The sequence below is a fragment of the Paenibacillus sp. J31R34 genome (assembly GCF_059383715.1).
Map to the genome: position 1 here is coordinate 11,698 of NZ_JBXENU010000007.1, position 11,705 is coordinate 23,402.

Here is an 11,705-nt window from a genome sequence, read left to right on the forward strand (position 1 = left end):
TAGCAAAGGACGAAAGGTTAGCTTCCGTGGTACCACCTTTGTTCCGCGCGTCTTGCTGCTGCACGGCACTCAAACAGATAACGGCTGTGGCCGGCTTGAATTAACGAATAGCAATTCGTTTGATTCAAGCAACTCCAGGGCGACTTGTACGAGTAAAATCCTGCGGAACTCTCAGCACTAACGGCTCCGCTCTCTGAAGGCTTGGCTGCGTACTCTTCCCCTTCAACGTCGTTCGTTGACTTTAAGACATATTTATCTAATGATACACTCTTTGTGAGAAAAAGTCAAACCACAGGGCTCGTACAAATCATTATATGTCATGCTGTATGCCAAGGTGAAACGGCTCTAGCCGTCCTTTCGCGGCGCGGCGCGTTTCAGTCCGAGAAATATTAGAGAGGGGATGGAGAAATCAGATCCTTTCCTATATTTCAAGCGTAAACGGCTGCCATCGTCCTCTGGCGGCAAAGCTGCCGTTTCGAGGGTGGAATATAAAAAGAGCTTTGACCGCTATTTCGCTGATCAAAGCTCCTTCTGTCAAACTTCCTGCCGCTACGGAATATAAAGCAGCTGTCCTTCCTCCACCGCCGACTCATTCAAGCCGTTGTACAGCAAAATCTCCCGCGGGTTCAAGCTGTAGCGCACCGCAATTGAATCAAGCGTCTCGTCGCGCTGCACGATGCATACCCGGATTTTACGGAATTCCCGCTCATCGGATTGCTTCAAAAACAAATTGCGCCACTCGATTTCATCGCCTGCGGGCTGCTGCGCCTTCGTCTGCTCCAGCGCATACTCCGCCGCCTCCTGCTCCGCAGCTTGCCGCGCCAATTGCTCGCGCTTGCTCGTTTGCAGCAGCGTCACAAGCCCCACGCCTGATGCAGGGGATGCCGCTGCTTCCGGCGCCTTGCTGCCAAATGCTATTCGCATCTCCTGCTTCTCTGGCTCTGCTTGCGGCTCCGCACTTGCTTCCTCCGCCTCCTGCCACTGGCTTAAACGCTCCAGCTCGCTATCCTGCCACGGAGATGCATCGTAGCTGTTCTGCTCTGCTGCCGCGGGGATGTAAGGCTCCTCTGGCTGTTGCGGTTGTCCCCCCGGGCTCCATTCAAAATCCTCCGCTTGCTGATAGGCAGAAGCTCCCTGCTGCCTCTCCTGCGCGATACCATGACCCAGCCCAGTTACGGCTGGCTGCTGCGCATAAGCAGGCGCCGAATTATAATTTGCGTTAAAGCTCGGCTGCGACCCGGAATGATCCTGCTCCTGAAACCACTCGGCTGCCGACCAGCCTGCATCACGCGGCGAAGGCGAAATCGTAACCCCAGCCTCCGGCCCTTCTGCTTCCTCGCGTTCATCAGCCTCTTCATACACCCGCTCATTATAAGCATTGTAAGCTTCAATCTCGGAATCAGACTCGTCGAACGCTTGATCCCCATTAAACGCTTGAGCTTCTTCCTGCTCACCTCTTAAGGGCAGTTGCCTTTCCTGTCCAGCAAAATAAGGCTCAGCTTGCGCTCCCAAAGCAACCTGGGCAGCCTCAGCAGCCTCGTGAGCCGCAAAGGGTTCGCCACCACTCCGCCGAAGCTCCTCTTCCAGCGAAGCCTGACTCGTATCTATACGATCATGGATGACGGTGAATGGCTCCTCGCGCCACGCTTCCTCCGGCTCCTGCTGCGGCTCCACGAGAATGCCGCGAAGCGACAGCACCCCGGTAATGTTAAGCGTTCGCGATGATAGCAAATCGACATCGAAATTATCAATTTCCACCGTCACATCGTCCAGCCGTGAAATCCGGTTCAACGGCATTGTAATTTCGACGGGGATGAAATGCTCCAGTGCCTGAAGCGGAGCGGCTTCATTCGTACTGCGATATACTCCGCTTAGCAGCAGCTGGCCTTTCAATACTGCGTGCTCCCCCTGCTCAACAACCTGAATGCGAGGCACAAGCTCAATTTCTTCCAGCTCATCGATATCGGCAACTTCATCCGACAGATGCACGCGTTCATACACGTCAAAGCGCAAGCCTTTCGTTTGATCCGTCACGCTCAAGTCCTCCCTCCCTATACTGACCCATTTAGACAATGCTTGGGCTAAAAATGCTACTCTCACTAATTATCTATATGGGCTAAGGGGGGAGAGCATGACTATCTTTTGCAGTAGCTACAATTTAGCTCGCAATTCAGCAAGCCAATCGGGCTCCGGGGCTGCAACTTCCACAGGCAAATCCGTCCACGGATGGGCAAAAAGAAGTCGCTCGCCATGCAGCGCCTGCGTCTTCAGCAGTTGCACAGAGCCTCCATAAAGCGCATCGCCAAGCAGCGGATGGCCCAAGTGGCTCATATGGACGCGAATTTGATGCGTTCGTCCCGTCTCCAGCTGCAAACGGACAAGCGTAGCCGCTGCATAGTTTTCGGCCGCTTCATAGTGGGTTACAGCGGAATCGCCGCCCGGCGCAACACGTCTTCTGGAGCGATGATGGCGATCCTTGCCAATCGGAGCATCAACGGTGCCCGCGGCCGGGCGCAGCCGCCCCTGGACAAACGCAATATAGCGGCGGTCGATCGCCTTGCGGCGCATCGCTTCGTCCAGCTTCCACTGGGCGAAATCATTTTTGGAATAAAGGACAGGACCCGATGTATCATCATCGAGACGGTGGATGTGGCGGACAGGCAGCGGATCTCCCTGCAGCAGCATATGGCGCGCCGCCGCTTCATCCAGCGTTCCCGCCTGATTGGTGCCTGTGCCATGCACAGCCATACCTGCCTCCTTATAAAGTACGAGGCAAAAGTCATCCTCGAAAAGAACAACAGGACGGGCACTGCCTTGCGACAGCTTCGCATGACGATACAATGGATCGCTAAGCAGATCGGCGGCGGGAAACGCGAGCAGCCGAATATGCTGCCCATCAAAACGGATGCCGCCGATGGAGAACAGCCGATTAATCCATTTTTCTGGAAAAAGAGAACGGGCCAGCAGCCACTGCCGCACTTGATGCGGATGACTGCCGGCCTCTAATGTTCCGGTGCGTTCTCCAGGTTGCCCGTCGTTATTTGGTGCAGACCATGAGCCTTCTGACAGCTCCTGCCAATCCAGCTCAAGCCACTCCCCCGCCCGCTTATAGTGAAGCATTGGCATGGAATGAAACCTCCTATTTTCGAATGCAATCGCCTAGATGGCTGCTTGCTAGAACTACAATCTGCTCAAAGCAGCCGCGTTGGCAGCAATCGTTGCATCAATATCTTCATCGGTATGGACAGCCGATACGAACATGCCTTCAAACTGCGAGGGAGCGACGCTCACGCCAAGCTCCAGCATAGCGGCAAAATACACCTTGAAGCGCTCTAAATCTGCTGTTTTGGCTGTATCGTAATTGATGACATGCGTTTCGGTGAAAAACGGGCATACCATCGAGCCGACACGATTGATCGTCGAAGCAATGCCAGCCGCCTTCGCATTCGCTTCAAAGCCGCGCTGTAACCGGACCGCTTGGCGCTCCAGCAGCTCATATGTCTCCGGCGTCAGCAGCTTGAGCGTCGTATAACCAGCAGCCATCGCCAGCGGATTGCCTGACAACGTGCCCGCCTGATAAATCGGACCACTCGGCGCCATAAGCTCCATCAGATCGCGTCTGCCGCCATAAGCGCCGACCGGCAATCCGCCCCCGATCACCTTTCCAAAGCATGTGATATCTGGCTTAATGCCATACAAACCTTGCGCACTGCTGTAGTGAACGCGGAAACCGGTCATTACTTCATCAAAAATAAGCAGGCTGCCGTATTGCTCCGTTATATCGCGCAGGCCTTGCAGAAATCCCGGAAGCGGCGGGACTACGCCCATGTTGCCGGCAATCGGCTCGACGATGACGCAGGCAATTTCCTCGCCGTATTTTTCAAATACGAGCTTCATCGACTCGATATCATTGTATGGCACGGTAATCGTCTGCGAGGCAATGCTTTCTGGAACGCCAGGACTATCGGGCAAGCCAAGCGTCGCCACACCGGAACCCGCTTTAATGAGCAAGCTGTCGGCATGACCGTGATAAGAGCCTTCAAATTTGACGATTTTGCTGCGCTTCGTAAACCCGCGTGCGAGACGCAAAGCGCTCATCGTCGCTTCTGTGCCGGAGTTGACCATCCGGACCACATCAACCGAAGGCACGCGCTCGCACACCAGCTCCGCCATAAGCGTCTCCAGTTCTGTTGGCGCCCCAAAGCTGGTGCCTTTTTCTGCGGTACGCTTGATCGCTTCAACGACTTCAGGATGCGCATGGCCCATAATGAGCGGTCCCCATGAAGCGACGTAATCGATATAGCTGTTGCCGTCGATATCAAATACGCGGCTGCCTTGGCCCCGCTCCATATAAACCGGGTTCAATCCTACGGATTTAAAAGCGCGAACCGGACTGTTCACACCGCCAGGAATGACTTGCTTGGCCCGTGCGAATGCCTCGCGTGAGCGTGTATCACTTCTGCCTGTAGATGAATGATTCATCGACTATTCAGCCCCTTTCAACCAACGTGCCGCATCCTTCGCATGGTACGTAATCAAAATGTCCGCACCAGCGCGCTTCATTCCGGTCAGCGTCTCCAATACGACGGCGCGCTCGTCAATCCAGCCATTTGCCGCTGCCGCTTTTACCATCGCATATTCGCCGCTCACATTGTACGCCGCCACCGGCAGGTCAAAATGCTCCTTCAGCAGGCGAATAACGTCCATATACGCAAGCGCTGGCTTAACCATCAGCATATCCGCGCCTTCAATGACGTCGGACTCCGCTTCCCGCAGCGCCTCGCGCGCATTGGCAGGGTCCATCTGATACGTCTTGCGGTCGCCGAATTGCGGTGTTGAATGCGCCGCTTCACGGAACGGGCCATAAAAAGCAGAAGCATATTTGACCGAATAAGACAAAATCGGAATATGTGTAAAGCCCGCTTCGTCTAAACCTTCGCGAATAGCGCCCACGAAGCCGTCCATCATATTGGATGGAGCGATCATATCCGCGCCTGCCTCAGCTTGGGAAACTGCTGTACGAACGAGCTGTGTCAGCGAAGCATCATTATCAACCTCTGCGTTGCCTGTACGCTCATGCACATGGATTAGGCCACAATGACCGTGATCTGTAAATTGGCATAAGCAAGTATCTGCTACAACGAGCAGCTCAGGCGCCCAGCCCTTTACAGCACGAATTGCCTCTTGCACAATACCATCAGGAGCAAATGCGGAAGTGCCTTCGCTATCTTTGTCAGCAGGAACGCCAAACAGCATGACGGATGGAATACCCAGAGCCGCAACTTCCCTGATTTCCTCTTCCAAGCGGTCTAATGAAAAATGATAAACGCCCGGCATCGATGTGATTTCTTCCTTCACGTTCGTGCCCACCGTTACAAATATAGGATAAATAAAATCATTAACAGAAAGCGCCGTTTCCCTCACCATGCTGCGAAGAGCGGCGGATTGCCGCAATCTCCGATGTCTTACGACAGGAAATGCCATCTTCCATTCCTCCTCCAACTGTTTTGTGAGGCTTGTGCCCTGCCAATTACGGCTAGCATTTGCCTCATTTGTTAGCTACACCAAGTATTTGCCCATCTATATTTTTAAAATAATGCCTTATGCCCGTTCCGCGCTGCGGTACTTAATCATTGCATCGATTAGCGAAGGTATCGTCGCCTGCTCGGCCTCAGCGGCTACACGCAAGCCCGCTTCTTTCATGGTAGCCGATGTCAGCGGTCCAATGCTGATCGCCGGAATGTCCAAAATCGCCTGCACAGGATCACTAATGCCGCTGCGGCGCAGCTTCTCCAGCAGGTTCGTCACCGTCGAAGAGCTGGTGAACGTAATCATGTGAATCTGCTTCTCGTCGATCCATTCCAGCACCTGATCATCCTGCGTATCGGCAAGCACGGTTTCGTATACGTCAATTTCCGTTGGCAGCAGTCCCTTGGCTGCCAATTCGCGCGGCAGCACCTCGCGAGCCAAATCACCTCGCGGCAGCAGTACCCGCTCGCCAGCTTGCAGCTCTCCTGCAAGCTGCTCCAGCAGCCCTTCAGCCTGAAACTTTGCCGGCAGCAGCTCGACAGTCAGCCCGCGATTTTCCAGCGCTTCGGCTGTCCTTGGGCCAACGGCGGCAATTCTCGCCTTATGGAAGCGCCGGATATCGATGCCGAACCGCCGCAGCCAACGATAGAAATAGTCCACGCCATTTACGCTCGTGAACATCAGCCAGCCATATTGCTCCGCTTCCGAAAGCGCAGCACGCAGTGTAGCGACCGCTGCGGCCTCCTGAGGCTCGCGGATATCAATGACAGGATATTCGCATGGTTCGCCGCCCAGCTCATCTACAAGGTCAGCCAGCTCGCTTGCCTGTGCTCTCGCTCTCGTCACCAGCACGCGCGTGCCAAACAGTGGCTTGCTTTCGTACCACTGCAATTGCTCGCGCTGCAGCACGACATCGCCAACGACAATGACAGCCGGCGGCTGAAAATTAGCCTCCCGCACAATTTGCTCGATCGTAGCAAGCGTGCCGACAACCGTCTGCTGCTCGACTCTCGTTCCCCAGCGCACCAGCGCAACTGGCGTCGTGCCAGGCTTGCCATGTTTCATGAGCTGATCGGCAATATAGCCAATCTTGGCTACGCCCATCAGGAAAATAAGCGTTCCCGTAGCATTCGTTACCTTGTCCCAATATATCGAGCGATCCAGCTTATCAGGGCTTTCATGTCCCGTTATGATCGAGAGCGAGGACGCAAAATCGCGATGCGTCACCGGAATGCCAGCGTAGGCAGGGACAGCAATCGCAGAAGTAATGCCCGGCACGATTTCAAAGCTTATGCCGTTTTCCTTAAGCAGTCCCGCTTCCTCGCCTACGCGGCCAAAAATCGTCGGATCGCCGCCCTTAAGCCGCGTCACTACCTTGCCTTGCAAAGCAAGGTCCACAAGCAGCTGGTTAATTTCCTCCTGCTTCATCGTGTGGCGATCGGGAAGCTTGCCTACGTATACTTTCTCGGCGCCCGGCTTCATATGCGCAAGCAGTCTTGGGCTTGCCAAGCGGTCGTAGACGACAACATCGCTTTTCTTCAGATATTCCAAGCCGCGAAGCGTAATCAGCTTGGCGTCACCCGGACCCGCGCCAACCAAATAAACGATACCTTTCCCCATCATGGCTATCCCCCGATTTCCGCTAATATGCGGTCCGCTCCTCTTGCTATGAGCGCTGCGGCCACTTCCTTGCCCAGCACCTCTGGATCGCTGCCTGTCTTGATTTCCTTCAGCAGCACTTCCCCATCCGCTGACCCTACAATTCCCGTTAGCGCAAGCTCAGCGCCTTCCAGCGTACCGTCTGCACCTTTACGCACAACCGCATGCGCTCCAATCGGAATTTGGCAGCCGCCATTAAGCGCGCCAAGAAAGCTCCGCTCGGCCCGAACGGCATAAGCGGTTTCGGCGTCATTAAATAAATCAAGCAGCTCGCGAATCTGCCCGTCATTCCCTCGGCATTCAATACCAAGCGCGCCTTGCCCAACAGCTGGCACCGATACATCCTCCTGTAAAAAGGCAGATATGCGGTTTTCCCAGCCCATTCTGCTGAGACCGGCGGCTGCAAGCACGATCGCATCGAACCCTTCCGTTTCCAGCTTACGAATACGGGAATCAATGTTGCCTCTAATGGATTCTACAACTAGGTCAGGGCGCAGGTTTTTGAGCTGGGATGAGCGGCGCAGGCTGCTTGTTCCAACTTTTGCGCCTTGCGGCAAAGCAGCGAGACTGTCCCCCTGCTTCATAATGAGGCAATCGCGCGGATCAACGCGCTTCGGAATCGCCCCGTTCACTAACCCCTCAGGCAGCTCATATGGCATGTCCTTCATGCTGTGGACCGCCATATCGATTTCGCCATCCAGCAGCGCTTGCTCGATTTCCTTTACGAACAATCCTTTTCCGCCAACCTTCGATAAAGTCACATCGAGAATTTGATCACCTTTTGTGACGATTTTTCGAATTTCAAACGAATAGTCGAAGCCATGCTGCTCACTGATTCGTTTAAGCTCGTCAATCACTTGTCCCGTTTGCGTAAGCGCCAGTGCGCTTTGACGGGTTCCTACGGTAATGGTACGCTTTTCCTTATTGTTTGCTGCCATTTATGTATTCCTCCTGTCAGTTGCTGCGATGAGCCGCTCAATCCAGGCGTCTATATCGCCGTCTTCCTCGCCTTGCCATGGCGCTTCGTGCGCCGCAAGCTTCAGCACCTCGCGTCGCAGCCTGTGATCGCCAATTGTGAGCTTCACCCGCTCACGAAGCTCCTTCAGCCTAGCTGTACTGCCTATATATTCCGAACCATACTGCTGCGCCAGCTCCTCCCGAATACGCGAGGATAACGCCGGGCTCGCTCCTGATGCAGACACGGCAACGACCAGCTCGCCGCGCCTCACAACCGACGGATTAATAAAAGTTCCTGCCCCGGCCTCATCTGCACGATTAACCCAGATGCCTGCTTGCTCGCCATCCAGCGCAATTTGGCGATTCAGTTCCGCCTGATCCGTAGCGGCAAAAAGAAGCCGCGCCGCCTTCGCATCCTCGCTCGCATAAGCTCTCGCTTTCGCCTCGATATGACCGGCACTCGCAAGCTCCTCTAGCTGCGGGGTAAAAACAAGCGCAATAACTGTCACCTGATCGGCTCCCGCCTCAAGCAGCCCCAGCACCTTGCGCTCGGCAATCGGGCCGCCACCAACAACGATGCAGCGGCTTCCTTGAAGCTTTAGCATTACCGGATAGTAGCCGTTCATAAACATCACCTAACTTCTAATGAAAATTAGATACGTAGCTTGCCAGCAAATTGAGAACTAGAAAGCTGAACGCCACAATATGCAGCTTCGCAAGCTGCGTACTCGTGCGATTAAGCAACGACCGGTTTACTACAAAAATAATATATACAATCAGAGCGAGGAAGGAAGTGATCACTTTCCAATCCAGCAGCAGCATCGAACGTCCCTCAATAAGCAGCAGCGTCACTGCAAGAGACAGCGACAAAGCAAGCAGTGGAACACCGATAATGACAGCGCGATCAGAATATCTTTCAATTTTATCAAGGCTTGGCAGCCTTCTCACATATTTGGACCAGCGTTTCTCCCTCAGCTCCCGATGCAGAAAAATGTACATCCCGGCGAAAATAACGCCTATGGTCAATGACACGTAGGAAACGAGCACAAGGCTAATATGCACAATCAGCAGCTCTCTTGCTGTTGTAGAAATCGCAAACATCGCCTCATTGCCTGGCTTGCTGTAAAGATTAAGGGCCAGCACGGAAAAACCAACGACGTTTACAAGAAACACAATAAACTCTATTTTGAAGAACCGGCTAATTACAAGCGATATAGAGACCAAGAGCCAGCAAAACCCCAGCCAATATTCAAAGGTTGATATCGTCGCCACTTCAAAGTGCGACACGATTCGCGAAATCAAAAATAACGTCTGTAAAATCCATACAAAAATAAGTAGCCCTGTACCCATCCGTTTCGCTCTCCGGCTTGCGTCCATAAAATCGGAGAAATAAAACAGAAGGCTCAGGGCGTATACATAAAGTATCGCGTCATACAACCAGTTTAGCGTTGCCATAAATGCCTCCACATCGCCGCCCTATGCGTCTGTCAAGAGCGTGCTTCTACCGAAGGGCAGAAGCCAATGCTGCCGTAGCTGCAGGTGATTGCACATTTTTCATTTTTGCTGCAGCCGCCTCGGCAGCTTCCGCTTTAAGCTCAGCTTGCTGCGACTTGTCCAATTGCTCTTCCAATGCAAAAAGCTTTACAAACATGTCCATCGCCTCGTCAGCACGTCTTTCTCCGGCCATTTCCTTGATCCGCAAAATAGGGTCCTGCATCATTTGATTGACAATGCTCTTCGTCAGCTTTCTAATTACTTTAAGCTCATGCTCGTCCAGATCCGGGAGCTTGTTCGTCAAGCTGTTGAACGTCTCCTCATGAATCTCTGCTGCTTTCGTCTGCAGCGCCCGAATAAGCGGCACGACACCCAGCGTTTTGTACCATTGCTCAAACAGATCCATTTCCTGAGCGATCATCGTTTCGATTTTGGCGGCTTCCTTGCGGCGCTGTTCCAAGTTACTTTCCACAATGCCCTCCAAATCGTCAATGTCATATAAAAAGACGTTGTCCACCGCAGCAATCGTTGGATCAAGATCCCTTGGAACGGCGATATCAATCATGAATAGCGGCTTTGATCTCCGGCGCTGCATGGCGCTTGCGACTACCTGACGCGTAAGCACGAAGTTATCAGCACCCGTCGAGCTAATCACGATATCAGCTTCATGCAGCCTATTCGTCGCTTCATCCATAGAGCAAGCTATTCCGTTAAACTTGTCCGCCAACTGAACGGCACGCTCATACGTCCGGTTCACAACGATAACTCTATCAGCACCATTCGCGTACAGATGCTTCGCGGTTAGCTCGCCCGTCTCGCCAGCCCCAATCAGCATGACCGTCTTCTTGGAAAATTGACCGAATATTCGCTTGCCCAGCTCAACAGCAGCATAGCTGACCGATACGGCAGATTCGCCAATCGTCGTCTCCGAATGCGCCCGCTTCGCCATCGTAATCGCCTGCTTAAACAACGTATTGAAAAGCGTTCCCGTCGCTTTCTGCTGCTGGGCTAGTGCAAAAGCATCCTTCACTTGTCCGAGAATTTGCGTCTCGCCAATAATCATTGAATCCAGACCGCTCGTTACGTGGAAAAGATGCTCGATTGCCTTCTCATCCTCGTACATATATAAATGATTCGTAAATTCTTTCCTCGGCAGGTTAAACCACTGCTCCATAAAGCTGCGAATATGATGCCCGCATAATTGATGCCTGTCCACCACCGCATACAATTCTGTCCGATTGCAGGTCGCCACAATGACACATTCCAAAATGCTGTCTGTATTCATAAGCTGTTTGACAGCTTCCGGCAGCTCTTTTTCCGAAAACGCAAAACGTTCTCTTACTTCTACTGGAGCTGTACGGTAGTTAAGACCTACTGTAATGATGTGCATGTGTGTCACCTGCCTCCCTTATCAAATTGCCGCGTTCTTTCTTTCTACGCCATTATAGCACAGTTCGACATTCATACTTCCTTCATTTATGAATAAAGTTTGAACCACAAATCCATTATTCCCTAATCATACAAAGAAATAACCATGGAAGCTTCCATGGTTATTTCTGTATCATACATGTGAGAGCTTTAAACGAGCTCGATTTGTTTCAATTTCGGTTCTTCAACTTGCAATTCGCCCATACCACGTATCAGCTTTTTCGCATGAGTTGTTGTTGGCTTCAGCACAGCAATCATATAATCGATAGCCACCTGTGGATCCACGGTTTCGCCGCAAGTATAACAATCAAGCGCGGCAAATCCTCTCTCAGGATACGTGTGAATAGAGAGGTGACTCTCTGACAGCAACACGAGTACGGTTGCTCCTTGAGGCTCAAATTGTTTGGATTGCACCGACATTACAGTAGCGCCACAGCTTTCAGCAGCCTCCACCATTTGGGCTTGCAAAAATTCAGCGTTGTTCAGTAGATCGAAATCTACTCCCCAAGTATCAACAGCAACGTGTCTTCCGAAAGTTGAGTATTCCATCTTCCGGTTCCCCCTTCCTAGGAATAAAATGTTTAAAAATTTCATCCGCTAGGACCTACGTCATTCACTTCCCGAGGGAATAATCTCTC

10 protein-coding genes and 1 other annotated feature are annotated in these 11,705 nt (G+C 52.7%); all 10 genes read right to left on the minus strand.

All coding sequences use genetic code 11. From position 1 onward, the window contains the following. Positions 1–2: 2 nt before the first annotated feature. Positions 3–235 (minus strand) — a binding site (T-box leader). A gap of 314 nt (positions 236–549) precedes the next feature. Continuing rightward, positions 550–2,034 carry a LysM peptidoglycan-binding domain-containing protein gene (locus AC50YG_RS19400; RefSeq protein WP_494828834.1) on the minus strand — a complete coding sequence of 495 codons (1,485 nt, stop codon included), beginning with the start codon at positions 2,032–2,034 and terminating at the stop codon, positions 550–552. A gap of 117 nt (positions 2,035–2,151) precedes the next feature. Beyond that, the gene (locus AC50YG_RS19405) at positions 2,152–3,120 is read right to left on the minus strand and encodes an RluA family pseudouridine synthase (protein WP_494829362.1); all 969 of its coding nucleotides are present in this window, start codon (positions 3,118–3,120) and stop codon (positions 2,152–2,154) included. 60 nt (positions 3,121–3,180) lie between these two features. Beyond that, on the minus strand, positions 3,181–4,482 hold the full coding sequence (gene hemL, locus AC50YG_RS19410) for a glutamate-1-semialdehyde 2,1-aminomutase (RefSeq protein ID WP_494828836.1): 1,302 nt from the start codon (positions 4,480–4,482) through the stop codon (positions 3,181–3,183). Between the two features lie 3 nt (positions 4,483–4,485). After that, positions 4,486–5,484 carry a porphobilinogen synthase gene (gene hemB, locus AC50YG_RS19415; RefSeq protein ID WP_494828838.1) on the minus strand — a complete coding sequence of 333 codons (999 nt, stop codon included), beginning with the start codon at positions 5,482–5,484 and terminating at the stop codon, positions 4,486–4,488. A 117-nt stretch (positions 5,485–5,601) separates the two neighbouring features. Continuing rightward, positions 5,602–7,152, minus strand: a complete 1,551-nt coding sequence (gene cobA / locus AC50YG_RS19420; protein WP_494828840.1) for a uroporphyrinogen-III C-methyltransferase — start codon at positions 7,150–7,152, stop codon at positions 5,602–5,604. Positions 7,153–7,154: 2 nt separating this feature from the next. Continuing rightward, positions 7,155–8,126 carry a hydroxymethylbilane synthase gene (gene hemC, locus AC50YG_RS19425; RefSeq protein WP_494828842.1) on the minus strand — a complete coding sequence of 324 codons (972 nt, stop codon included), beginning with the start codon at positions 8,124–8,126 and terminating at the stop codon, positions 7,155–7,157. Next, the gene (locus AC50YG_RS19430) at positions 8,127–8,771 is read right to left on the minus strand and encodes a precorrin-2 dehydrogenase/sirohydrochlorin ferrochelatase family protein (protein ID WP_494828844.1); all 645 of its coding nucleotides are present in this window, start codon (positions 8,769–8,771) and stop codon (positions 8,127–8,129) included. Between the two features lie 16 nt (positions 8,772–8,787). Then, positions 8,788–9,600, minus strand: a complete 813-nt coding sequence (gene ccsA / locus AC50YG_RS19435) for a cytochrome c biogenesis protein CcsA (protein WP_473761818.1) — start codon at positions 9,598–9,600, stop codon at positions 8,788–8,790. Between the two features lie 46 nt (positions 9,601–9,646). After that, positions 9,647–11,029 carry a glutamyl-tRNA reductase gene (hemA, locus tag AC50YG_RS19440; protein ID WP_473761820.1) on the minus strand — a complete coding sequence of 461 codons (1,383 nt, stop codon included), beginning with the start codon at positions 11,027–11,029 and terminating at the stop codon, positions 9,647–9,649. Between the two features lie 188 nt (positions 11,030–11,217). Next, complete coding sequence (speD, locus tag AC50YG_RS19445) at positions 11,218–11,616, minus strand: adenosylmethionine decarboxylase (protein ID WP_341281729.1); 399 nt, start codon at positions 11,614–11,616, stop codon at positions 11,218–11,220. Positions 11,617–11,705: the final 89 nt, after the last annotated feature.